This is a genomic window from Methylosinus sp. RM1 (assembly GCF_011378635.1).
In the GTDB taxonomy this organism is placed as follows: domain Bacteria; phylum Pseudomonadota; class Alphaproteobacteria; order Rhizobiales; family Beijerinckiaceae; genus Methylosinus; species Methylosinus sporium.
The window spans coordinates 111417-135109 of the sequence record NZ_WOVC01000009.1 but is presented as its reverse complement, the minus strand read 5'-3'; the positions used below and the strand labels follow the sequence as shown (position 1 = coordinate 135109).

25 protein-coding genes and 1 pseudogene are annotated in these 23693 nt (G+C 65.1%); 13 read left to right on the top strand and 13 right to left on the bottom strand.

The features are described 5' to 3' along the window. Positions 1-21 precede the first annotated feature (21 nt). A complete protein-coding gene (locus FMZ75_RS08845) occupies positions 22-1317 on the bottom strand; it encodes an O-acetylhomoserine aminocarboxypropyltransferase/cysteine synthase family protein (protein ID WP_166142261.1) in 1296 nt (431 codons plus the stop codon). Positions 1318-1565: 248 nt separating this feature from the next. Here FMZ75_RS08845 and FMZ75_RS08840 point away from each other — a divergent pair, with 248 nt between their 5' ends. Beyond that, positions 1566-1754, top strand: coding sequence for a 4Fe-4S dicluster domain-containing protein (locus tag FMZ75_RS08840; RefSeq protein WP_018267040.1), 189 nt, complete (start codon positions 1566-1568; stop codon positions 1752-1754). 154 nt (positions 1755-1908) lie between these two features. Here FMZ75_RS08840 and FMZ75_RS08835 read toward each other — a convergent pair whose 3' ends face one another. Continuing rightward, positions 1909-2334, bottom strand: a complete 426-nt coding sequence (locus FMZ75_RS08835) for a type II toxin-antitoxin system VapC family toxin (RefSeq protein WP_166142259.1) — start codon at positions 2332-2334, stop codon at positions 1909-1911. After that, on the bottom strand, positions 2331-2579 hold the full coding sequence (locus tag FMZ75_RS08830; protein WP_166142257.1) for a type II toxin-antitoxin system Phd/YefM family antitoxin: 249 nt from the start codon (positions 2577-2579) through the stop codon (positions 2331-2333). The genes FMZ75_RS08835 and FMZ75_RS08830 overlap by 4 nt, the downstream gene beginning before the upstream one ends. Before the next feature lie 163 nt (positions 2580-2742). Between FMZ75_RS08830 and FMZ75_RS08825 the strand changes: the two genes are divergently transcribed. The 10 genes from FMZ75_RS08825 to phoB all read left to right on the top strand — a co-directional run bounded on the left by FMZ75_RS08825 (position 2743) and on the right by phoB (position 13190). Continuing rightward, the gene (locus FMZ75_RS08825; protein WP_166142255.1) at positions 2743-3582 is read left to right on the top strand and encodes a hypothetical protein; all 840 of its coding nucleotides are present in this window, start codon (positions 2743-2745) and stop codon (positions 3580-3582) included. Next, positions 3491-5068, top strand: coding sequence for a DNA polymerase Y family protein (locus FMZ75_RS08820; protein ID WP_246728859.1), 1578 nt, complete (start codon positions 3491-3493; stop codon positions 5066-5068). Before FMZ75_RS08825 ends, FMZ75_RS08820 begins: the two co-directional genes overlap by 92 nt. A gap of 178 nt (positions 5069-5246) precedes the next feature. Further along, complete coding sequence (locus FMZ75_RS08815) at positions 5247-6437, top strand: lysylphosphatidylglycerol synthase domain-containing protein (RefSeq protein ID WP_166142253.1); 1191 nt, start codon at positions 5247-5249, stop codon at positions 6435-6437. A 119-nt stretch (positions 6438-6556) separates the two neighbouring features. Beyond that, positions 6557-7615 (top strand): ATP-binding protein, encoded by a 1059-nt coding sequence (locus FMZ75_RS08810; protein ID WP_108915770.1) that lies wholly within the window; start codon positions 6557-6559, stop codon positions 7613-7615. 156 nt (positions 7616-7771) lie between these two features. Beyond that, entirely contained in the window at positions 7772-8821 is a 1050-nt protein-coding gene (gene pstS, locus FMZ75_RS08805) for a phosphate ABC transporter substrate-binding protein PstS (protein ID WP_207783351.1), read from the top strand. Between the two features lie 329 nt (positions 8822-9150). Next, positions 9151-10071 (top strand): phosphate ABC transporter permease subunit PstC, encoded by a 921-nt coding sequence (gene pstC, locus FMZ75_RS08800; protein WP_246728866.1) that lies wholly within the window; start codon positions 9151-9153, stop codon positions 10069-10071. A 3-nt stretch (positions 10072-10074) separates the two neighbouring features. Continuing rightward, positions 10075-10914, top strand: coding sequence for a phosphate ABC transporter permease PstA (pstA, locus tag FMZ75_RS08795; protein WP_166142251.1), 840 nt, complete (start codon positions 10075-10077; stop codon positions 10912-10914). Continuing rightward, positions 10911-11696 (top strand): phosphate ABC transporter ATP-binding protein PstB, encoded by a 786-nt coding sequence (gene pstB, locus FMZ75_RS08790; RefSeq protein WP_108915767.1) that lies wholly within the window; start codon positions 10911-10913, stop codon positions 11694-11696. Before pstA ends, pstB begins: the two co-directional genes overlap by 4 nt. Positions 11697-11724: 28 nt before the next feature. Continuing rightward, positions 11725-12450, top strand: a complete 726-nt coding sequence (phoU, locus tag FMZ75_RS08785) for a phosphate signaling complex protein PhoU (RefSeq protein WP_108915766.1) — start codon at positions 11725-11727, stop codon at positions 12448-12450. Beyond that, a complete protein-coding gene (gene phoB / locus FMZ75_RS08780) occupies positions 12447-13190 on the top strand; it encodes a phosphate regulon transcriptional regulator PhoB (protein WP_108915765.1) in 744 nt (247 codons plus the stop codon). Before phoU ends, phoB begins: the two co-directional genes overlap by 4 nt. A gap of 36 nt (positions 13191-13226) precedes the next feature. Here phoB and FMZ75_RS08775 read toward each other — a convergent pair whose 3' ends face one another. The 10 genes and pseudogenes from FMZ75_RS08775 to FMZ75_RS08730 form a co-directional block, all read right to left on the bottom strand. Next, positions 13227-13778, bottom strand: a complete 552-nt coding sequence (locus FMZ75_RS08775; RefSeq protein ID WP_108915764.1) for an SRPBCC family protein — start codon at positions 13776-13778, stop codon at positions 13227-13229. Positions 13779-13841: 63 nt separating this feature from the next. Beyond that, positions 13842-14255: a VOC family protein gene (locus tag FMZ75_RS08770; RefSeq protein WP_370464692.1), complete on the bottom strand. Its 414-nt coding sequence runs from the start codon at positions 14253-14255 to the stop codon at positions 13842-13844. Between the two features lie 92 nt (positions 14256-14347). After that, on the bottom strand, positions 14348-14761 hold the full coding sequence (locus FMZ75_RS08765) for a VOC family protein (protein ID WP_142862610.1): 414 nt from the start codon (positions 14759-14761) through the stop codon (positions 14348-14350). 36 nt (positions 14762-14797) lie between these two features. Then, on the bottom strand, positions 14798-15769 hold the full coding sequence (locus tag FMZ75_RS21540) for an SRPBCC family protein (protein WP_246659806.1): 972 nt from the start codon (positions 15767-15769) through the stop codon (positions 14798-14800). A 9-nt stretch (positions 15770-15778) separates the two neighbouring features. Then, the gene (locus FMZ75_RS08755; RefSeq protein WP_142862611.1) at positions 15779-16681 is read right to left on the bottom strand and encodes an SRPBCC domain-containing protein; all 903 of its coding nucleotides are present in this window, start codon (positions 16679-16681) and stop codon (positions 15779-15781) included. After that, entirely contained in the window at positions 16665-17009 is a 345-nt protein-coding gene (locus FMZ75_RS08750; protein ID WP_142862612.1) for a helix-turn-helix transcriptional regulator, read from the bottom strand. Before FMZ75_RS08750 ends, FMZ75_RS08755 begins: the two co-directional genes overlap by 17 nt. A gap of 87 nt (positions 17010-17096) precedes the next feature. Continuing rightward, positions 17097-17391 (bottom strand): annotated as a pseudogene (locus FMZ75_RS21535) (DUF2200 domain-containing protein); the annotation flags it as partial. A 419-nt stretch (positions 17392-17810) separates the two neighbouring features. Beyond that, positions 17811-19796: a protein meaA gene (locus FMZ75_RS08740; RefSeq protein WP_166142249.1), complete on the bottom strand. Its 1986-nt coding sequence runs from the start codon at positions 19794-19796 to the stop codon at positions 17811-17813. A 69-nt stretch (positions 19797-19865) separates the two neighbouring features. Next, entirely contained in the window at positions 19866-20288 is a 423-nt protein-coding gene (locus tag FMZ75_RS08735; RefSeq protein WP_166142247.1) for a type II toxin-antitoxin system VapC family toxin, read from the bottom strand. Continuing rightward, the gene (locus tag FMZ75_RS08730; protein WP_142862615.1) at positions 20285-20527 is read right to left on the bottom strand and encodes a type II toxin-antitoxin system Phd/YefM family antitoxin; all 243 of its coding nucleotides are present in this window, start codon (positions 20525-20527) and stop codon (positions 20285-20287) included. Before FMZ75_RS08730 ends, FMZ75_RS08735 begins: the two co-directional genes overlap by 4 nt. Before the next feature lie 222 nt (positions 20528-20749). On the opposite strand from FMZ75_RS08730, the gene ccrA reads away from it, so the two are divergent. Both ccrA and FMZ75_RS08720 read left to right on the top strand, forming a co-directional pair. Continuing rightward, entirely contained in the window at positions 20750-22006 is a 1257-nt protein-coding gene (ccrA, locus tag FMZ75_RS08725; protein ID WP_142862616.1) for a crotonyl-CoA carboxylase/reductase, read from the top strand. Between the two features lie 83 nt (positions 22007-22089). Continuing rightward, a complete protein-coding gene (locus FMZ75_RS08720; protein WP_166142245.1) occupies positions 22090-23589 on the top strand; it encodes an ATP-binding protein in 1500 nt (499 codons plus the stop codon). Positions 23590-23693: the final 104 nt, after the last annotated feature.

The following is a 23693-nucleotide window of genomic DNA, read 5'->3' as shown; positions in this document are numbered from 1 at the left end:
CCTTTCTCACATTCCCGCGCGTCAGCTCGCCGCCTTCAACGCCTGATTCAGATCGGCGAGAATATCGTCGATATGCTCTATGCCGATGGCGAGGCGCACATAGCCGGGTGTCACGCCGGTCGCGAGCTGCGCCTCCGGCGAGAGCTGCGAATGCGTCGTCGTCGCCGGATGAATGGCGAGGCTGCGCGCATCGCCGATATTGGCGACATGATAGAAGAGCTTCAGCGCATCGATGAAATTGCGCCCCGCCTCGAGGCCGCCGGCGAGTTCGAAGCCGACCAGCGCGCCATATTTGCCCTTCAGATATTTGTCGGCGCGCTCGCGCTCCGCGCCGCTCTGGCGCGAGGGATGAATCACTTTCGTGACCTCGAAGCGCGTCGAAAGAAAATCCGCGACCGCCTGCGCATTGGAGACGTGCCGCTCTATGCGCAGCGGCAGAGTCTCTATGCCCTGCAGCGTGAGGAAAGAATTGAAAGGCGAAGGCGCGGAGCCGAGATCGCGCAGCAATGTTGTGCGCGCCTTGATGATATAGGCGACGGGGCCGAGCGGTTTCACCGCCTCCACCCAGACGGCGCCGTGATAGCTGGCGTCCGGCGTGTTGAGCGCGGGCTGGCGCTCGGGAAATTTCTCCCAATCGAAATTGCCGCCGTCGATGATCGCGCCGCCGATCGACGTGCCATGGCCGCCGATATATTTGGTCGTCGAATAGACGACGATCGCCGCGCCATGCTCGAGCGGCTTCACCAATAGCGGCGCGGCGGTGTTGTCGGCGATGAGCGGAATGCCATATTCGCGGCCGATCGCGGCGACTTCCGCAATGGGAAAAACGACGAGCTTGGGATTGGGCAGCGTCTCGGCGTAATAGGCGCGCGTGCGATCATCGGTGGCGCGCCGAAAATTCTCCGGGTCGCTCGGATCGACGAAGCGCACCTCGAGGCCCTGGTCCTTCAGCGTGTTGGCGAAGAGATTCCAGGTGCCGCCATAGAGATCGGTGGAGGCGACGACATTGTCGCCGGCGCGCGCCAGATTCTGCAGCGCGAAGGCCGAGGCCGCCTGTCCAGAGGAAAGCGCGAGCGCCGCGACGCCGCCCTCGAGCGCGGCGAGACGATCCTCGAGCGCGGAGGTCGTCGGATTGCCGATGCGCGTGTAGATATTGCCCAGTTCCTTCAGCGCGAAGAGATTTGCGGCGTGTTCGGTGTCGCGGAACTGATAGGAGGTCGTCTGATAGATGGGCGGCGCGACGGCGCCGGTCGCCGGATCGGAACGCCAGCCGGCGTGGAGGGCCAGTGTCTCGGGATGCTTGCTGTCGATCGGCATTTCCGTCCTCGTTTTTCGGCGCCACGGCGCACTCGCGGGCCGGATTAAACCGGATTATTAGTCTACGGGCAATGTCGGGTTTAAAGGCGTCGCCGGTCGCCTCCCGCGCGACCATCCGTCACGAGCGGAAGCGTCTCGCAGCGGCCCGCGGTAAATTGAAACGATTCTTGCTTACCCCCATCTGTCGCGTCGAGACGCGCGGCGCCGTTTCGCGGGCGCTGCGTCCCAAAACGATCGGGGAGAGTATTATGGCCTTGAAGATTATCGCGTCGCAATGCACTGTCTGCGGCGCCTGCGAGTTCGACTGTCCGACCGCCGCCATTCGCATGAAGGGCGACACCTATATCATCGACCCCAAGAAGTGCACGGAATGCGACGGCGAGTCTCCGCATTGCGCCGAGGTTTGTCCGGTTCCCGACACTTGCGTCCCCGCGTGACGCCAGACGCGACGAGATCGTCGGCGATATGAGCAGCCCTCCCCGGCGGGGTTTCCCCCGGGGAGAGGTAAGCATGTTTGTTTTCAGGGGAGGCGGCCGCATTTTGAAGCCGCGACATCCTGGTCATTGGGTGGCGGAGCCGAGACGCCCTTCGTCATGAGGGGGCGATCGTCTGCACGCCTCGGCGGCGCGCCGCCTCTGCGAGGCGCATGTCGAAAGTGACGAGCGTGTCGTTTCGATTTTCGCAGAGAGCCAGATGCAATGCGTCCGGCGCGGATAGTTTCAAGTCAAAATCACGCACGAGACGATCGGCCAGCGTCATGTCGCGCGGAAGAGTGTCGATCGGAATCGTCATGCGCCGCGTCCATTCATCGAAATCATCGAGCGCCTCGCGCAAGAGCTTCTCGCTCGCCGGCTCGACGCGAAAACGCCGTGACATGACCGCGGCGAATTCGATTCTCGCGAAATCGCCGACGCATAATTCTCTTGGATTTGAATCGATCCAGGCGTCCGCCGCAGCCGAGTGAACGTCCGCAGCGAAGAGCGCCACGAGCAGATTGGCGTCGAGATAGAAGCTCACCGCTCCTTGTCCCGCATCTCGCGGATGATCGTGACGGCGTCCTCGCCGAGCGGAGGACGAGCGGCGCGGCGCGCGCGCAGCCGCGCCATTTCTTCGGCCGTCATTCTATCGGGCGCGCCCGCGCTCGGGCGCAATTCGACGACGGGCTTGCCATGGCGCGTGATCGTGACGGTTTCGCCGCGCAGGGTTTCGTCGATCAAGCGCGAGAGTTGCTCTTTGGCGTTGGCGATGGAGTAGCTGGGCATGTGCAGGCTCCAATCTGGTCATTTTCCACGAAAATAGGTCATTTTTCTTTGTCATGGAAGCGGCCGCGGGCAGGAGAAACGCAAATTCACCCCGCTTGACTCTCCCCCTCAGCGGAGTCAGTTTGAGAACAAATAGGCAACACTCCTGGAGATCGGGGACCCGATGTCGCGCAGCGGCTCATCGGAACGCATTGTTTTTTTGCGTCGTCGGATCGCCGCGCTGGAAGCGGGCGGCGCGCCCGCGCCCGTTCCGGCGTCGCGGGACGAGGGGCTGTCGCGCCTGTTCGATCCCGGCCGCGGCGGCCTGCGCGAGGCGCTGCCGGCGCGGCCGACCGACGCGGCGGCGGCGGCCGGCTTCGCCTTCGCTCTGGCGCTGCGCCGGCTGCGCCTGCGGCCACAAGGCGGGATCGTCTGGATCGCCGAGGATATGGCGGCCCGCGAGCTCGGCCTGCCCTATGGGCGGGGCCTGCAGGCGGCGGGCCTGCCGCCGGAGCATCTGGTGCTGGCGCGCACGCATCGTCCGCGCGAGACGCTCTGGGCCATGGAGGAGGCGCTGAAGAGCGGCGCCGCCGTCGTCATCGCCGAGAGCTGGGCCGAGAGCTGGGCTGACGCGGGCGCCTATGACCTCGCCGCCTCGCGCCGGCTGGCGCTCGCCGCCCGCCGCGGCGACTGCGCCGGCCTGCTGCTGCTGCCGCGCGCGGCGGGCGCCGCGCAAAGACTCGCCAGCGCCGCCGAAGCGCGCTTCGAGATCGCCGCCGGCGCGCCGCCTCCCCGGGCCGAGGGCGCGCCGCGGCCCCTGCCCGGCCCGCTCGCTTTTCGTCTGCGCGTCGTCAAGGCGCGCGGCCTCGTCGGCGCCTTCGACCCGCAGGCCTGGCGCGATATTGTTTTCGACCATCAGGAGGCCGAGTTCCATGAGTGGCCTTTCCATGCGCTGCCTCGCCGTGTTCCTGCCGCGCCTGTCGACCGACCGGCTCGCGCGCAAAAACGCACCCACGCCCGATGAGGCGGAGGCGCCCTTCGCCGTCTGGGCCGAGCTCGGCGGCGCCGAGCGGCTGACCGCCGTCGACGCGCGCGCCGAAAAAGGCGGGCTCGCCCCCGGCATGGCGGTGGCCGACGCGCGCGCCATGCGCCCCGCCTTGCGGCTGGCCGAGGCCGACCCGCGGGCCGACGCCGAGCTGCTGGGACGGATCGCCGATTGGTGCCGCCGCTTCACCCCGCTCGCCGCGGCCGATCCGCCGAACGGGCTGCTCCTGGATATTTCGGGGGCGGCGCATCTCTTCGGCGGCGAGGCGGCGCTGCTGGCGGAGGTCGAGCGCCGCCTCGCCGCCCAGGGCTTTGCGGCCAGAGGGGCGATCGCGCCCGGCCCGGCGCTGGCGCGGGCGCTGGCGCGCTTCTCCCGCCTGCGCCATGTGGCGGAGGGAGCGACCGGGGAGGAGCTGGAGGCGATCGCCGCCGGCTTGCCGGTCGCCGCGCTCGATCTCGACCCGGCGGCGCGGCAAAGGCTCGATCGCGCCGGGCTGCGCAGCCTCGGCGATTTGCTGGCGCGGCCGCGCGCGCCGCTCACGGCAAGGCTCGGGGCGGAGGCCATGGCGCGGCTCGACGCCATCGCCTGCCGCCGCCGCGAGCCGATCTCGCCGCGCTTCGAAGCCCCGGATTTCATGGCCGAGCGCCGCTTTCCCGAAGGGCTCACGCGGCAGGGGGACATTGAGCGCACGCTGCACGGCCTCGCCCGAGAGCTGTGTCTGCTGCTCGAGCGCCATGGCGTCGGCGCACGGGAGCTGGAGGCGGTCTTCTACCGCGTCGACGGCGCCGTCGCGCATATAGAGACGGGAACCAGCCGGCCGCTGCGCGATCCCGACACGATCGCTCTGCTGCTGCGCGAGCGCCTCGCCGTGCTGGCGGAGGAGGGGCTCGACACGGGCTATGGCTATGACGTGCTGCGACTCGGAGCCGGGCGCGTCGAGCGCTGCGATGCGCCGCAGGCGGATCTCGGCCTGGCCGGACGGGAAAATGCGCATGACGCGCGGCTGGACGATCTCGTCGATCGCCTCGGCGCGCGGCTCGGCCCACGCCGCGTGCTGCGGGCCTATCCGCAGGCCTCGCATATTCCAGAGCTCGCCGTCGCGCTGCGGCCCGCCTCCGGTCCCGCCCCCGCGGCGGCGGAAGCCGCGCCGCCGCCCTATCTTCGTGATGGCGTCCCGGCGCGGCCGCTGCGGCTGTTCGAGCGGCCGGAGCCGATCGAGGCGGTGGCGCTCACGCCCGACGGGCCGCCGCTGCGCTTCCGCTGGCGGCGGCTGCTGCACGAGCTCGCGGCCTATGAGGGGCCGGAGCGCATCGCCCCGCAATGGTGGAGCGCGCCGGAAGACGCCGCCACGCGCGACTATTTCTACGTAGAAGATCGGGAAGGCGGTCGCTTCTGGCTGTTTCGCGAGGGGCTTTTCGGCCGCGAGAGCCCGTCGCCGCGCTGGTTCGTGCACGGCCTCTTCTGACGGCTTGTTCTCGGGCCACGCGTCATCTTATCGTCACGCTTCGAGACGAAACCGAACCATGCTCTCCCCGCGACGTTTTCCTGCGACACCCGCATGAAGGAGACGGAAGGGCGGGCTCTGCGGCGGCGCTCATCCGGTCGCCCTCGCGGGCGGCTGCAACACAGGATCTGGAAAACCTATGAACGGACGCCGCGAGGCCCGCCGGTCGCCTTTGAACTCCGCCGCCCGACGTCGTATCGAAGCCTATTCCGCGCATATTCGAAGACGTCTCGAGGACAAAGCGAAATTGAAGCGGTCAGACAGCGAACTCGATGAGACGGGCGTCGTCGCGCCCGCCGAAGAGACGGCGAATTCCGACCAGAGCGCCGGACCGGGCTTCTTGTCGACGGCGCGGCGCTACATCGCGCCGAGCCTCGGCAAAGTTCTCGGCGGCGTCGCCAGCCTCGCCGTTTTCGCGCTGGCGGGCTTCGCTTTGGCGAGCGCGATCTCGAGCGTCAAATTCTCCGACGTCCGCGGCGCGATAGCGGCGATGAGCGCGGAGCAGATTTTCGCGGCTCTGCTGTTCACCGCGCTCTCCTATCTCGCGCTCACCGGCTATGACGCGCTGGCGCTGCGCCAGCTGCGGCTGCGCGTGCGCTATCGCATCGCCGCGCTGGCCTCTTTCGCGAGCTATGCTTTTTCGTTCAATCTCGGCTTTCCCGTCGTCACCGCCGCAGCGGTCCGTTATTGGATCTATGCCCGCGTCGGCGTCACCGCCGTGCAGGTCGCCAACATCACCGTCATCGCCGGCGTCACCTTCTGGCTCGGCATGACCTCCTTCGTCGGCTTCGGCCTCATGGCCCGCGCCGGCGAGCTCGGGGCCATCGACAAGCTTCCGGCCTTCCTCAACTTCGGCCTCGGCCTCGCGATCTGCGCAGGCGTCGGCTATTATTTCGTCTGGGTCTCGCTCCGCCCGCGACAGGTGCGGTTGCGCGGCCATTTCTTCCAGCTGCCGGGGCTCCTGCCCACCGGCGGCCAGACACTGCTCGGCATAGCGGATCTCTGCTGCGCCGCCGCCGCGCTCTATGCGCTGCTGCCGCGGGACGTCGATCTCGACTTTCTCACCTTCGTCTCGGTCTATGTCTTCGCCTGCATTCTCGGCGTCATCAGCCATGCGCCGGGCGGCATAGGCGTTTTCGAGGCGACGATGCTGAACGCGCTGCCGTCGCATTCGCAGGAGAGCCTGCTGGCCTCGCTCCTGCTGTTCCGCGTCATCTATTATTTCCTGCCCTTCATCTTCGCGCTGGCGCTTCTGGGGGCGGACGAAGGCTCGCGGCGCTGGAACAGCCTGCGCGAGACCATCGCCCGCATATTGGAGGCGCGCGAGTGATCCTTCTTGCAACCGCCCGTTTCCGATGCGAGCCCGAAGGCTCGCGGTCCAATGCGCGCTCCGGACCGCGAGCCTTCGGGCTCGCTTTCGGTCGCGATTGATTTCGACCGAGAGGATCAATGCCCGATCTACGCCGACGCTATCAGGGCGAAGCGCTGCTCGGCCTCGTCATCGACGCTCTGCCGGAGGCGGTCTTCGTGATCGATTCGGAGGCGCGCATCGTCGCCTCCAACAGCGCCGCGCGCTCCGTGCTCCCATCCTTGCGGCCCAATGATCCGCTGGCGCGCAGCCTGCGCTCGCCCGACGTGCTCGACGCGCTGGATCGCGTGCTGCGCGGCGGCCAGCCGGAGAAGGTCATCTGGCTCGAGCGCCTGCCGGTGGAATGCTGGTTCGAGGTGCATATCGCGCCTTTGCGCCTCGAAGGCTATGAGAACGCCGCCGTGGTGAGCCTGCGCGATTTGACCGAATCGCGCCGCGTCGAGCGGATGCGCGTCGATTTCGTCGCCAACGCCAGCCATGAATTGCGCACGCCGCTCGCCTCGCTGCTCGGCTTCGTGGAGACGCTGCAGGGGCCGGCGCGCGACGACGACAAAGCGCGCGACCGCTTCCTCTCCATCATGCGCGAGCAGGCGCAGCGCATGTCGCGCCTCGTCGACGATCTGCTCTCCCTCTCGCGCATCGAGCAGCATCTGCATCTGCGCCCGGACACGCCGGTCGATCTCGGCATTCTCGTCGCCCATATCGTCGATACGCTCGCGCCCATGGCGGAGGATGGCGGGATCGAGCTGAAGGTCGACATGACGGGCCAGGTCGTCGTTCCGGGCGATCGCGACGAACTCGCCCGCGTCGCCGAAAATCTCATCGAAAATGCGATCAAATACGGGTCCGGGCCGGTGGAGATCTCGCTCTCCCCGCTCGGCGCCTCCGCCGTCTTCTCGGTTCGCGACCATGGGCCGGGCATAGCGCCGGAGCATCTGCCGCGCCTCACCGAACGCTTCTATCGCGTCGACGCCGGCAAGAGTCGCGCCAAGGGCGGCACCGGCCTCGGGCTCGCCATCGTCAAGCATATCGTGGCTCGCCACCGCGGCAGGCTCGCCATAGATTCCGCGCCAGGGAAAGGCGCCACTTTTCGCGTATTTTTGCCATTGATCGAGCCAGAAAAAGCCGACAGCGCCTGATGTTCGGCGATTAATATAATAATATCAACTTGATAGCATGTCATGTGACAGTCATCCAGCTGTCGTAAAACCCTCGTCGCGCGGCCCTAGTGTGCGCCTCGCTGGGGCGCTCGCTGCGCGCCGACACAGTGAACCTCGAGCTCGAAAGAGACCGACATGCTTTCCAAAGTTCTCCATCGTGTCGCTCTGGCGACGACCCTGGCCGTCGCGACGGCCGGAGCCGCCTTTGCGATCGACATCTCCGGCGCCGGCGCCACTTTCCCCTATCCGATCTACGCCAAATGGGCGGACAGCTATAAGAAAGAGACCGGCAACGGCCTCAATTATCAGTCGATCGGCTCGGGCGGCGGCATCAAGCAGATCAAGGCCCGCACCGTGACCTTCGGCGCCTCCGACCAGCCGCTGAAGGCCGAGGACCTCGAGGCCGCCGGCCTCACCCAATGGCCGCAGGTGATCGGCGGCATCGTGCCGGTCGTCAATCTGGACGGCGTCGCCTCCGGCGAGCTCGTCCTCGACGGCAAGACGCTCGCGTCCATCTTCCTCGGCGAGATCAAGAGCTGGGACGACGCCGCGATCAAGAAGCTCAATCCGAAGGCCAAGCTCCCCGCGGCGGCGATCGCGGTGGTGCATCGTTCGGACGGATCGGGCACGACCTTCAACTTCACCAACTATCTCTCCAAGGTCAGCGCCGACTGGAAGAGCAAGGTGGGCGAGAACGCCTCGGTCGAATGGCCGGTCGGCATCGGCGCCAAGGGCAATGAGGGCGTGGCCAACAATGTCGCCAACACCAAGGGCGCCGTCGGCTATGTCGAATACGCCTACGCCAAGCAGAACAAGCTGACCTACACCAAGCTGGTCAACAAGGACGGCAAGACGGTCGCCCCGACGACGCCGACCTTCCAGGCCGCGGCGTCCAACGCCGATTGGGCCAACGCGCCGGGCTTCTATCAGATCCTCACCGACCAGCCGGGCGCGCAGTCCTGGCCGATCACCGCCGCCACCTTCATTCTGCTGCCCAAGGCGCCGCAGGACACGGCGGCCGCGGCCGAGGCGCTGAAATTCTTCGGCTGGGCCTTCGCCAAGGGCGCCAAGGCGGCCGAGGAACTCGACTATATCCCGCTGCCGGCCAATGTCGTGGCTCTGATCAAGAAGAGCTGGGCCGCCAATGTGAAGGATGCGAGCGGCAAGCCGCTGGCGTCGAACTAAAATATCTCTGCGCGCCGGCGAAAGACCATTTCGCCGGCGTCGCCGCTCGACGCGAGACGCGCGAGAACCGCAGGTTGGTGAATGGCGCAAGACGACCTGCCCGAGACCTGGCTCCGTCCGCTTCTTTTTCTTTTCGACGCGGAGCCTCTCGACGAGGTGAGTTCTCCCGAGACCTGCGCTATGACCTCACATGAAAAATCCGCCTTCGGGAGCGCGCGATGGAAGCCGGCTTCAACCGCCAAACGAGAGATAATAGCGTGTCCGACCTAGCAATCGTAGATGCGACGCCCCGCGCCGCCGAAGTCGACCGCAGGAAAGTGCTCGGCCGCATGGCCTTGTTCGACTTCTTTTTTCATAATTTGACGCGCGCCGCGGCGATCCTCGTTCTCTTGATCCTCGGCGGCGTGATCTTCTCGCTCATCTATGGCTCGCTTCCGGCCATACAGGCTTTCGGCCTCGGGTTCCTGACAACGGAATCCTGGAATCCCGTCACCGAGAAATTCGGCGCCGTCGCGCCCATCTACGGCACTCTGGTGACCTCGACCATCGCCATGGTCATCGCCGTGCCGCTCGGGCTCGGCATCGCCATTTTCCTCACCGAGCTCTGCCCCCATGCGCTGCGCCGGCCGATCGGCGTCGCCATCGAGCTGCTCGCCGGCATTCCCTCGATCATCTACGGCATCTGGGGCCTGTTCGTGCTCGCCCCCTTCCTGCAGCAGCATGTGCAGCCGGCGCTGATCTCGCTCACCGGCGACATTCCCCTGCTGTCGAGCCTCTTCGCCGGCCCGCCCTATGGCATCGGAATGCTGACCGCGGGCTTCATCCTCGCCATCATGGTGCTGCCCTTCATCACCTCCATCTCGCGCGACGTGTTCGACACCGTGCCTCCGGTGCTGAAGGAGGCGGCCTCGGGCGTCGGCTGCACGACATGGGAAGTGATGCGCTATGTCGTCATCCCCTACACGCGCGTCGGCGTCATCGGCGGCGTGATGCTCGGCCTCGGCCGCGCGCTCGGCGAGACGATGGCCGTCACCTTCGTGATCGGCAATGCGCATAAAGTGTCGAGCTCTCTGCTCGCGCCGGGCACGACGATCTCGGCGACCATCGCCAATGAATTCACCGAGGCGGTCGGCGATCTCTATACGTCGGCGCTGATCGAGCTCGGCCTCATCCTCTTCGTCATCACCTTCTTCGTTCTGGCGGCGGCGCGCTTCATGCTGATGCGCATCGAGCAGAAATCGGGAGCCTGACCTTTGTCCCTCTATTCCTCCCGCCGACGCACCAATGCGCTCGCGACCACTCTGTGCTGGACCGGCACGATTTTCGGTCTCGCCTGGCTGGTGCTGATCCTCGGCGCGCTGATCTATGAAGGCGCCCGCGGCCTGACGCCGGCCGTCTTCACCGAAATGACGCCGCCGCCCGGCTCCAGCGGCGGTCTGCTCAACGCCATCGCCGGCTCGCTGGTGATGACGGTGATCGGCGTGCTGCTCGGCACGCCGCTCGGAATGCTCGCCGGCACCTTCATGGCCGAATATGGCCGCTACTCGAAGCTCGCCACCGTGGTGCGCTTCATCAATGACATTCTGCTCAGCGCGCCCTCCATCGTCATCGGCCTCTTCGTCTATACGGTGGTGGTGGCCCGCGTCGGACATTTCTCCGGCATAGCGGGCGCTCTGGCGCTCGCCGTGCTGGTGGTGCCGGTCGTCGTGCGCACGACGGAGGACATGCTGCTGCTGGTTCCGAGCCCGCTGCGCGAGGCGGCGGCGGCGCTCGGCCTGCCGCGCTCCCATATGCTGATGCGCGTCGCCTATCGCGCCGCGAAATCCGGCATCGTCACCGGCGTGCTGCTGGCCGTGGCCCGCGTCTCCGGCGAGACCGCGCCGCTGCTCTTCACCTCGCTCAACAATCAGTTCTGGAGCACCGACCTCAACGCGCCGGTCTCCAGCCTGCCCGTCGTCATCTTCCAATTCGCGCTCTCGCCCTACAAGGATTGGCAGCAGCTCGCCTGGACCGGCGCTCTGCTCGTCACCGTCGCCGTCCTTCTGCTCTCCATCACCGCGCGCGCGCTCAGCAGCCAGGGAAAACAAAAATGACCGCCATGCCGGTTGTCGAAGCCTCCATTCCGACCAAAGTCTCGGTTCGCGATCTGGATTTCTATTACGGGTCGTCGAAAGCGCTGAAATCGATCTCGCTGCCGCTCTACACCAATAAGGTGACGGCCTTCATCGGCCCATCCGGCTGCGGCAAATCGACTCTGCTGCGCATATTGAACCGCATGTACGACCTCTATCCGCGGCAGCGCGCCGAGGGCGAGGTGCTGCTCGACGGCGAGAACATCCTCGACCCGAGCATCGACCTCAACCTGCTGCGCTCGCGCGTCGGCATGGTGTTCCAGAAGCCGACGCCCTTCCCCATGTCGATCTACGACAATATCGCCTTCGGCATTCGCCTCTATGAGAAGCTGTCGCGCAGCGAGCTCGACGGCCGCGTCGAGGCGGCGCTGCGTGGCGCGGCGCTGTGGGACGAAGTGCGCGACAAGCTGAATTCGAGCGGCCTCGGCCTCTCGGGCGGCCAGCAGCAGCGCCTGTGCATCGCGCGCACCGTCGCCATTCAGCCGGAGGTGATCCTGTTCGACGAGCCCTGCTCGGCGCTGGACCCGATCTCGACGGCGAAGATCGAGGAGCTCATCGACGAATTGTCGGAGCGCTACACGATCGCCATCGTCACCCACAATATGCAGCAGGCGGCGCGCGTCTCCGATTACACCGCCTTCATGTATCTCGGCGATCTCGTCGAATTCGGCGAGACGAACAATCTGTTCACCGCGCCGCAGAACAAGAAGACCCAGGACTATATCACCGGCCGCTTCGGCTGAGCGCGATCGCGCACGAGGATTATGAGACATGAGCGAACATATCGTCAGCTCCTATGACCGCGACCTCGAAGTGCTCGGCCGCCGTATCGCCGAGATGGGAGGCATCGCCGAGAAAATGCTCGCCGAAGCCATGGATGCGCTCGCTAATTTCGACATCGAGCTCGCCCATCGCGTCGTCGCCACCGATCAGCGCCTCGACGCGCTGCAGCGGGAGATAGAGGAGAACGCCATCCTCACCATCGCGCGGCGTCAGCCGCTCGCCATCGATCTGCGCGAATGCATCGCCGCGATGCGCATCGCCGCCGATCTCGAGCGCGTCGGCGATCTCGCCAAGAGCATCGCCAAGCGCACGGTGAAAATCCTCTCCGAGGCGCGCGTGCCGCGCGCCATCATCGGCCTCAAGACGATGGCGGAAGTGGCCGCCATGCAATTGAAGGACGTGCTCGACGCCTACGCCCAGCGCGACGTCGAGCGCGCCCGCGCCGTGTGGACCAATGACAGCGAGCTCGACGCGCTGGAAGATTCGGTGTTCCGCGATCTCCTCACCTTCATGATGGAGGATCCGCGCAACATCTCCTTCTGCACGCATCTGCTCTTCTGCTCGAAGAATATAGAGCGGATCGGCGATCACACCACCAATATCGCCGAGACGATCGTCTATCTCGTCACTGGCGAGTCGATGCCGACCGACCGCCCCAAGGGCAAGTCGTCCAGCATCTCCCCCAGCGTGGAAACGGATGAGCCCTCGCAATGAACGAGATTCGCGTCGCAACGCCGCGCGAGACGCCGCACGATCGGGCGCCGCGAATTCTCGTCGTGGAAGACGAGGCGGCCCTCGCATTGTTGCTCGCCTATAATCTCGAATCGGAAGGCTTCCAGGTCGAACATGTCGAGCGCGGCGACGAGGCGGAAATCCGCCTCGCCGAATCCGTGCCCGATCTCGTCATTCTCGACTGGATGCTGCCCGGCGTTTCCGGCCTGGAAATCTGCCGGCGGCTGCGCGCGCGCGACGACACGCGCACAATGCCGATCATCATGCTCACCGCGCGCGGCGACGAGAATGAGCGCGTGCGCGGTCTCTCGGTGGGCGCCGATGATTATGTGGTGAAGCCCTTCTCCACGCCGGAGCTGATGGCGCGCGTTCACGCTCTGCTGCGCCGCGCGCGGCCGGAGCGCGTGGCGACGCGGCTCGTCGCCGGCGACATAGACCTCGACCGCGAGACGCGGCGGGTGAAGCGCGGCGGGCGCGAGATTCATCTCGGCCCGACGGAGTTCCGCCTGCTGGAATATCTGATGGAAAAGCCCGGCCGCGTCTTCTCGCGCGCGCAATTGCTCGACAGCGTCTGGGGGCTGTCGGCGGAGATCGACGAGCGCACCGTGGACGTCCATGTCGGCCGTCTGCGCAAGGCGATCATCCGCGGCCGCGAGAAGGACCCGATCCGCACTGTGCGCGGCACCGGCTATTCTTTCGACGAGACCTTCGGGCGCAATTGAGGCGCGGCCGAAGGCTCCTCTCTCGACATCGCATCATCACGCTGTCGGCGCCGCCTCGTCGCGAGCCGTCTCGACGAGGCGCTCGAGATCGCCGAGACCTTGCTCGAAAGCGCCGCCGACCATTTTTTCCGGCCGCATGACGAGGCTGAACAGCTTGCCGAGGAAGGGCTGGCGCCCTTTCATGTCCCAGGTGACGAGCGAGCCGCCATTCTGCGGCGCAATGGTGAATTCGACGCGATTGCTGCATTTCATCGGCCGATCCAGGCGTAATGTGACGACCACTTTCGACGGCGCGACGGACTCGACGATCTCGACTCGCCCCGCGCCGACCTTCGCATTGCCTTCGAAATCGCAGGCCGCGCCGACGCCGCGTTCCGGCCCGGCGTAGGAGAGCTTCACACTCGGATCCTTCACGAAAGGACTCCATTCATTGCTCGCGCGCGGATCGTCGATCAGCGGAAATATTCGCTCCGGCGGCGCGGCGATGAAGATGGAGCGCGCGATATGGCAGACGTCCGGCTGGCGCGCGGCCAGGACGAGAATTGCGGCGATGATGACGGCGACGCCGGCGCCGATGATTTCCAACATGTCGAACCTCGAAAAAAAGCGGAGCGGCGCTCCCGCTCGCGAGCGAAAGAGCGCCGCGCGCCGTCATTGCGGCAGCACCACCATCCAGGGCACGCCGAAGCGGTCGGTGAGCATTCCGAACGCGGGTGAGAAGAAAGTTCTGGTCAAGCGCATCTTCGTCTCGCCGCCCTCGGCGAGCGCTGCGAAGACGCGTTCGGCCTCCTCTTGCGTCTTCGCGCTATAGGACAGCGAGAAGCCCTTGAAGCCGGTCTCCTCGCCGTCGCCGTCCGAGCCGAAGACGATCGTGTCGCCGATCTTCAGCGCCATATGCATGACCTTGGCGCTCCAGCCCGGCGGCAGCATTTCCTCCGGCTGGGGCAAAGGGCTGTCCTTGTAGCGCATCAGCATCTGTATCTGCGCGCCGAGCGCCTTCTCATAAAAGGCGGCGGCTTCTTCGGCGCGGCCGTCGAAGATCAGATAGGGTTGAATCGACATCATGTTTCTCCCAGCGAGCGTCGCGGACGGGCGCTCGTTTCGTGGGAGGAGATCATGTCCGCGCAAAGCGCTTCGTCAACCGTCCCGCACCTTTTTCACTTCGGGACGATGATCATCCAGAGCACGCCGAAGCGATCGACCGCCATGCCGAAGGTGGCGGCGAAAAACGTCTCGCCCAAGGGCATTCGCGCTTCGCCGCCATCGGCGAGCGCGCCGAACATGCGCTCGGCCTCCGCCACGCTCTTCGCCTCGAGCGAGACGCCGAATCCGTTGAAGCCGGAAGGACCCGTTCCGCATCCATCCGACAGGAAAATTTCCGAATCGCCGATCCGAAGGCAGGAATGCATGATCTTCTTGCCCCAATCGGGCGCGAGCGCGCCGGGCGGCGGCGGCTCGGGGCTCTCGTCGAAGCGCAGCAGGAAATTCACCTCGGCGCCGAGCGCTTGCCGGTAGAAAGTAATGGCTTCGTCGGCGCGGCCCGAGAAGAAAAGATAAGGCTTGATCGTCATTGGATGCTCCTTTTTTTGAAAAATGGCGGGGCTCGGTCAGTCCTGCGCGAGATAGGCGTCGAGCTGCTCGAGTGTTCCGGCCCAGCCATTCCCCTGGGCGTCGAGCGTGGCGGCGAAGGTCGTGATCTCTTCCGCGCTAGCCTCGAAGGGCCGCGCGCGCAGCGTCAACTCGGAGCCGCCGCTTTCCGTATCCGCGAGGAGAAAGGTCGTCTCCACCTTCAGCGGCCAGGTCTCGCTGAGCGGATGGCGCGTGAGTCCGCGGTCTTCATCGGAAAAAGAGTCGACGAGCACGATGCGCGTCGGCGCTTCGATCTCGCGATATTCGAAGAGGCCCCATATGGCGCCGCCGTCCTGCGTCCGCAGCCCATAATGATAGGAGCCGCCGGGACGAAAATCCATTTGCAAGGCGATGACCGGAACGCCCTTCGGCCCGAACCATTGCGCCATGCGCTCCGGCTCCGCGAACGCCTTCCACAAGAGCTCGCGTGAGGCGGCGAAGCGGCGTGACGTGACGAAGACGGGACCTGCCGATTCCTCGATGAAATCGCCGAGACGTCCGAGATTTTCGGCGAGGCCTGTCGCGGCGCCATAGTCGCGCACGACGCGATCGCGCTCGGCGAGGGAAGGAAAGCGCATACGCCAATCGATGCGCGTCTTCTCGCCTTCCTGAGAGAGGGCGATGATCGTCTCCATCCGCACGGGCTCGACATTCTCGTCATCGCCGGGATGAAAATAGGCGATGCGCTCCGGCCGCAGGATTTCGCAAAAGACGATCTTATTCTCATAATCGCGCCCGTCCGGGCCGTGCATGACGAAGCGCCAGACGCCGCCCGGCGCGAATTCGAAAGCTTGCGTCGTGAGCGAAAAACCCTTCGGCCCGAACCATCGCGCCAGCCGATCCGGCGCGGCGAAAGCGTCGAAAACCAGCGGGCGTGGCGCTTCGAAGAGACGCGTCCCGGAAATCTCCGGAACGTCCGAAGGGACTGAAATGCGAGCATCGTCGGACATGACGCCTCCTCAATGATCGCTTGTCGCCAGCTCGCGCGCGAGGGCGCCGAGCTGATCGAATGCGCCGGTCCAGCCATGGCCGTGCGAGGCGGCGGACTCGGCGGTGGCGAGGCCGCGCTGCACGAAGATCATCTCGGTCTTCCCGCCCTGCTCCGTGAGCTCCAACTCGATCGTCGTCAGCGCTTTCGGCTCGAGATGATTGCGCTCCCATTCATGCGTCATCACGAGCCGCGCGGGCGCGTCGATCTCGAGATATTCGCCATGATGAATGAACTCCTCGCCCTCGGGCGAGCGCATCCCGGCGCGCCATTTGCCGCCGATGCGCAGATCATTCTCGGCGAAGAGCACGGTGAATGTCGCGGGGCAGAGCCAGCGCATCATATGCTGCGGCTCCGTCCAGCATTTGAAAACGAGCGCGCGTGGCGCCTCGAATGTGCGCAGCAGAATGAGCCGATGCGGCGTGTCGCTCTCGCCGGCCTGGCGCGCGAGGCCCTCGAGAATTCCGGTCCAGCCGGAACGGATGGCGAAGGATTTGGCGGCCGCTTCCGCCGTCATATGGTGCGTCAGCGTCAAGAGGCTGCCGGCGCCGTCGGGACGAATGTCGATCTCGATCCGCGTGGACGGGCCTTCGCGTTGCATTCCGAGAGTGAAGACGAGACGGCTCGGGCGTTCGATCTCGATATATTCGCCGAAATGCGTCGCGAGATTCTCGCCGCGCTGCTCGTGGATGGCGTAGCCGCCGCCGATGCGCGAGTCGATCTCGACATGCGCGGATTGGCCATTCGGCGTACGGAACAGCCAGCCGCCAACGGCCTTCGGATCGAGCCAAGCGTCGAAGAGCAGCGCCGGCGGCGCGGAGAAGCGCCGCGTGATCGTCAGCGGCGGGATGGCGTCGTCAATTCTTTTGAGCATCGGGGTCGCCCTTCTGCAATTCGGCGAGATAGGCGTCGAGCCGGTCGAAGCTCTCGTCCCAGAAGCGCCGATAGGTCTCGAGCCAATCGGAAACGTCGCGGAGCCGCGCCGCGTCCAGCTTGCAGGGACGCGATTGGGCGGCGCGGCCGCGGGTGATGAGGCCGGCCTGCTCGAGCACCTTCAGATGCTTCGAGACCGCCGGCTGGCTGATGGAAAAAGGAGCCGCCAGTTGGCCGACGGAGGCTTCGCCCTGAGCGAGCCGCGCGAGTATGGCGCGTCTCGTCGGGTCCGCTAGAGCGGCGAAGGTGGCGCTGAGAGGGTCGGGCATTAATTACCTACCATGTATGTAACTAAAAGGTTATATAACTGATCCGGAAATCCGCTGTCAAGCTCCGCCTCTCGGCTTCGCTCGCGATCAAGTCTCTCGAAGTATTTTCGCCATCGGCCCGCCACGCGCGAGCTCGTCGATGAGTTTGTCCAAATATCTGATTTCGCGCATGGTCTGCGCTTCTAATATCCTCCAGTCGGACGCCGCAGATCATGCCCGTGATCGCGACGCGCGACGGATCGAGCCGCGGCGCCAGCGCAAAGAACGTTTCGAAATCCGTCTGCTCCTCCAGCCGAGCGCGCAACTCGCGCGGATCATAGCCGGTCAGCCAGGCAATGATCTGATCCACCTCTTCTCGCGTACGTCCCTTTTTCTCCGCTTTCGTTGGCTTTGGCGCGAGGTCCCGGCGGCATGTCGCTGCGGCAGACCGCCGCTTGGGCGCCGACGTGCTCGCCTTGTATCGCTTGCGATGGCAGATCGAGCTCGCCTTCAAGAGGCCGGCCGAGCCGAAAAGGGCGGGCGCAGCTGGACATACGCCCATCTGATCCTCGCCATCCTCACCGACGAATGCAGCCAGGACCTCCTGGACTCTTCCCCCGGAAGACCTGCTCGCGGCGCATTACGCGCCGTCGATATGGCGCGCGCAAAAGTTCGTTATCGCGATATTGCGCGCCGCGATCCTCGGTCGCCTCACGCTCGACGCTTCCCCGAGATTCCACCACCTCCTCGCAGAACCCCGAAGAAAACGAAAATTGCAGTTCAAATACCCCGTCAGCCCCTTATCCTAGCGCCCATGGGGCTTTAAGCCCGCCCCTCCACGCTCTTCTCGATGATCTGCGCGAGATCGGTCATGATCGCATTGAGATCATAGTTCTTCGGCGTGTAGACGGCGGCCACGCCATTCTCGCGCAAGAGCTTCTCATCGGCCGGTGGAATGATGCCGCCGACGACGAGCGGCACGTCACTGAGGCCCTTTTCCTTCATCAGCCGCAGCACCTCATGGGCGAGCGTCACATGCGAGCCGGAGAGGATCGAAAGGCCGACGCAATGCGCGCCTTCCTTTTGCGCCGTCTCGACCAGCTCGGCCGGGGTCGAGCGAATGCCGGCATAGATCACGTCGAAGCCGGCGTCGCGGGCGCGCACGGCGATCTGCTCGGCGCCGTTGGAATGGCCGTCGAGGCCCGGCTTGCCGACCAGGAATTTCGCGCGCTGGCCGATCTTGGTGGAGACGCGCTGCACCTCCTCGCGCACCGCGTCGAGCTGGCCGCCGACCTGCCGCGCCGTGGCGGAGACGCCGGTCGGCGCGCGATATTCGCCGAAGACGCCGCGCAGCACCGAGCCCCATTCGCCCGTCGTGACGCCGGCCTTGGCGGCGGCGATCGAGGGCTCGACCATATTGCGGCCTTCCTTGGCCGCGCGGACCAGCTCGTCGAGGGCGGCCTGCGCGGCCTTGGCGTCGCGTTGCTCGCGCCAGGCGTTCAGCCGGGCGATCTGCTCGGCCTCGACATGCTCGGGCACGACCATGATCTGATTGTCGCCCGCGGTGAGCGGCGAGGGCTCGCCCTCGGTGAATTTATTGACGCCGACGACGATCTGCTCGCCGGCCTCGATCGCCTCGAGCCGCGCCGTATTGCTCTCGACGAGCTTGGATTTCATATAGCCGATCTCGACCGCCGCCGCGGCGCCGCCCAGCTCGTCTATTCTTCTCAACTCGGCGACGGCCTCTTCCTTCAGCGCCGCGACCTTCTCGGCGATCGCCGGATTGCCGTCGAAGATGTCGCCATATTCGAGAAGATCGGTCTCATAGGCCATGATCTGCTGCATGCGCAGCGACCATTGCTGATCGAAGGGCCGCGGCAGGCCGAGCGCCTCGTTCCAGGCCGGCAGCTGCACGGCGCGGGCGCGGGCGTTCTTCGACAGCACGACCGCCAGCGCCTCGATGAGAATGCGATAGACGTTGTTCTCCGGCTGCTGCTCGGTGAGGCCGAGCGAATTCACCTGCACGCCGTAGCGGAAGCGGCGCGACTTCTCGTCCTTCACGCCATAGCGGTCGCGCGTGATCTCGTCCCACAGCTCGACGAAAGCGCGCATCTTGCACAGCTCGGTGACGAAGCGCATTCCGGCGTTGACGAAGAAGGAGATGCGGCCGACCACCTCGCCGAAATCCTTTTCCGAGAGGCCGGCGGCCTTCACCCCGTCGAGAATGGCGCAAGCGGTGGCGAGCGCATAGGCCAGCTCCTGCGCCGGCGTCGCGCCGGCCTCCTGCAGATGATAGGAGCAGACATTCATCGGGTTGAATTTCGGGCATTCCTTCGTGGTGAAGAGAATGAGATCCTGCGTCAGCCGCAGCGACTGCGCCGGCGGAAACACATAGGAGCCGCGCGACAGATATTCCTTGATGATGTCGTTCTGCGTCGTTCCCTGCAGCTTTGCGCGCGGCGCCCCTTGCTCGTCCGCCGCCGCGATATAGAGCGCGAACAGCCAGACGGCGGTGGCGTTGATCGTCATCGACGTGTTCATATCCGCGATCGGAATGCCGTCGAACAAGGTGCGCATGTCGCCGAGATGCGACACCGGCACGCCGACCTTGCCGACCTCGCCGCGCGAGAGAATGTGATCGCTGTCATAGCCGGTCTGAGTCGGCAGATCGAAGGCGATGGAGAGACCCGTCTGGCCCTTGGCGAGGTTGGAGCGATAGAGATGGTTCGACTCCTTGGCCGTGGAATGGCCGGCATAGGTGCGGAACAGCCAGGGCTTGTCGCGACGCGGGGCAGCGGATTCGGTCATGTGTTCGGTCTCCCTCCGAAGCTTGCGATAACACAAGACGCTGGCGAGGCAAAAGCGCTCGGGTGAGGGTCACGGGGCCAGCACGGCGACGCCGAGCGCCGGAGCCGCCTCGGCGAGCCGGCGGTCCAGCGTGCAGAGCTTCGCGCCATGGTATGCGCAGAGGGCGAGATGCAGCGCGTCGCCGGCGCGCAGGCCGAGGGCGTGCAGGTCGCAGAAATGGGCGGCGGTTCGGAAGTGAAGCGGGGCGATCGGCAGAAGCAGGAAGCTTGCGGACGCGAGCCGTGCGAACTCCGCCAACGCCTCGGCCCGCTGCGGAAGTCCGATCTGGCGGTTCCGCAGTTTGATCGACAAAGCGGAAGAGAATTCCGTCGCCACCCAATCGCTGATCGCCAACTCGTCGGTCTGCTCGCCGAGCCAGGAGTGGACGCGATCCGTCTCCGCCTCTCTGGTCAACGCCGCGACGAGCAGTGACGTGTCCAGATAGAGCGTCAATAGCGGTCCTCGTCGCGCATCCGGCGCGTGAATTCTCCGGCGGATTCCGTCTCGGGCGGCATGGCGTCGGTGAGCGCCCGCAAGCGGGAGATGTCGACGCGCTTTTTCGGCTCGTCGAGCGGCGCGATCTTGGCGATCGCCTTGCCGCGGCGGGTGACTTGAACCGTCTCGCCCTGCGCTGCGCGGGCGACGATCTCGCTCAAATGGGCCTTGGCCTCCGCGACGGTGACGGCGCTCATCTCTTGCCTCATGACCAACCAGATGACCAATTTAGCGCAGTGTCTTTCGGAAACCAAGGTCGGCGTCGCCACATGGTTTCGGCTTCTCGAGGCTCTCGGCCTACGCTCCCCGGCCTCCGCCCCCTCCCCAATATCGCTCTGTTCAGCCGAAAGCCGGCCGTATATGAATGGCCGCCTCGGCCCGCCGCCGGCCAAGAAAGAGAGTTCCCGAGGAGCCAGACGTTGACCGCACTGAAAGACCTCTACGACATCGGCGAGATACCGCCGCTCGGCCATGTCCCCGCCAAGATGCACGCCTGGGTCGTCCGCAAGGAGCGGCACGGACCGCCCGAGGAGTCGATGCAGCTCGAGGTGGTTCCCACCTGGGAGCTCGACAGCCATGACGTGCTCGTGCTGGTGATGGCGGCGGGCGTCAATTACAATGGCGTCTGGGCGGCTCTCGGCCAGCCGATCTCCGTGCTCGACGTCCATAAGCTCCCCTATCATATCGCCGGCTCCGACGCCGCCGGCATCGTCTGGGCCGTCGGCTCCAAGGTGAAGCGCTGGAAGGTCGGCGACGAGGTCGTCGTCCACTGCAACCAGGACGATGGCGACGACGAGGAGTGCAACGGCGGCGACCCGATGTTCTCCGCCTCGCAGCGCATCTGGGGCTATGAGACGCCGGACGGCTCCTTCGCGCAGTTCTGCCGCGTGCAGGACCGCCAGCTCATGGAGCGCCCCAAGCACCTCACTTGGGAAGAGTCCGCCTCCTACACGCTGACGCTGGCCACCGCCTATCGCATGCTGTTCGGCCATGAGCCGCACCGGCTGAAGCCCAGCGACAATGTCCTCATCTGGGGCGCCTCGGGCGGTCTCGGCGTGTTCGGCGTGCAGCTCTGCGCGGCGGCCGGCGCCAACGCCATCGGCGTCATCTCGGACGAGAGCAAGCGCGACTATGTGCTCTCGCTCGGCGCCAAGGGCGTCATCAACCGCAAGGACTTCAAGGGCTGCTGGGGCCAGCTGCCGACCGTCAACACGCCGGAGTTCAACGACTGGTCCAAGGCGGCCCGCAATTTCGGCAAGGCGATCTGGGACATCACCGGCAAGAAAGACGTCGACATCGTCTTCGAGCATCCGGGCGAGCAGACCTTCCCGCTCTCCTGCATGGTGGTGAAGCGCGGCGGCATGGTGGTGTTCTGCGCCGGCACGACCGGCTTCAACCTCACCTTCGACGCCCGCTATGTGTGGATGCGTCAGAAGCGCATTCAGGGTTCGCATTTCGCGCATCTGAAGCAGGCGGCCGCGGCCAATCGCTTCGTCGTGGACCGCCGCGTCGATCCCTGCCTGTCGGAAGTCTTCCCCTGGGCGAAGATCCCGCACGCCCACACCAAAATGTGGAAGAACGAGCACGCCCCCGGCAATATGGCCGTGTTGGTCAACGCTCCGACCACGGGCCTGCGCTCGCTCGAGGATGTGGTCGCGGCTGCGGGGAAAAAGTGAGCCTCGCGCGATAACGCATTGTCAAATAGGCGCTATCGGCCCTATATTGGCTAACATAAAAATTTTTATGTTAGCGAGAGCCGATGGCGGAATGGGGATTCTACGGAAGGCGCGTCGAGCTCGCCGAGATCGATAAGATCTTGGCGCGCCGACGCTTTTTCTTTTGCGCGATCTCCGGGCGGCGGCGGATCGGGAAGACGTCGCTGATTCAGGAGGCGATCCGACGGCGGGGGCTCGCGGACAAAGCCATCTATGTGCAGGTTCCCGATAGCGACCCGCGCGGCGTCATCCAAGCATTCGAGGATTCGATCGAAGACGTTGGAGCCCCTCGAGACGATGCGCGGCGCGTCTGCAAAGATTTTCAGTCGATCGCCGTATTGTTGCGCGACTCGTGGGCGTTGGGATGGATAATCGCGCTCGACGAGTTTCAATATTTCAACCGGGCGTCGCTGGTCGAGTTCCAGTCATATTTGCAATCGGAAATCGACTTCGCCCGTTCGCGTTCAGACATTGGCGGAGGGCTCTTCACGCTCGGCTCCATCCATACAGAAATGACGGCGATTCTCGAGGATCGCGCCTCCCCGCTTTTCAACCGTGTCACCGACAGCTTGCACATCGGCCATTGGGATTTCGAAACCCTGTACGAGATGTTTCGCGCTCATGGGATCGTCGATCCTCGTCATCGCCTGTTTCTGTGGTCGATCTTCGAAGGAGTTCCCAAGTTCTACCGTGACTGTTTCGATCAAGGCGTGCTGAAGCCGATAGCCTCCTATCGATCCGAGACGCTTCGGACCATGTTTTTCGAGGGATCGAGTCCGCTGAGGGATGAAGCCGACAATTGGTTTCTTCGAGAATTGCGCGGGCGATACGACACCGTCCTGACTCTCCTGGCGCGCCTCGGGCCGTTGTCGCATGGCCAGCTGAGGGCGGAATATGACCGCACCGGTCCCGCGCAGGAGAATCAGCTCGCCGGATACTTGAAGGTGCTCATCGAAAAATACGGCATGGTCGAAAAGCTCCAGCCGATCCTCTCGTCGGACAAGCAGCGAAATGCGCGCTACGTCATTACAGACAATTTTCTGAGCGCATGGCTCGCCGCAATTCAACGCAATGTGCGGCTCGCCCGAATTCGCCCGATCGAGGAGGCCGTCGCCAAAGCCGATGTGTCCCTCCAAACCCACGAGGGCTACGCTTTCGAAAAGCTCGTGCGCCAGATCACCGAGGAATGTTCCCGCAAAGGCGTCGGCGATTTTCCGCTGACAGAACTCGTCGCGGGCTATTGGAACAAGGCCGACGGCAGCGACATCGAAATCGATATGATCGCGCTGGACGAAACCAATCGTCGCATCCGTTTCGGTTCCTGCAAGCGTTCGGCCACCGCGCACGACTCGCAAGCGCTCGCGACTTTCGAGGAACATGTGGCGCGGTTTCTGGCGACGAAGACCGGCGCGCCCTATCGCGATTGGAGAATCGAAAAAGCGGTGTATGCGCCGATTTTCTCGTCCTTCGAGCGTGAGGCGCTGGGGCGCGCTGGGATGCTCTGCATCGACATGGATGATTTCGAGCGGTGGCTCACTTTCTGATCGCGCTATTCCGCTCGATGCGCATTGACACGGAAGGCGCGAGCATGAAAAACTCGTACGAATTGCATACGACAGCACAGAGGCCAGCACAGCCGATCGGGCGT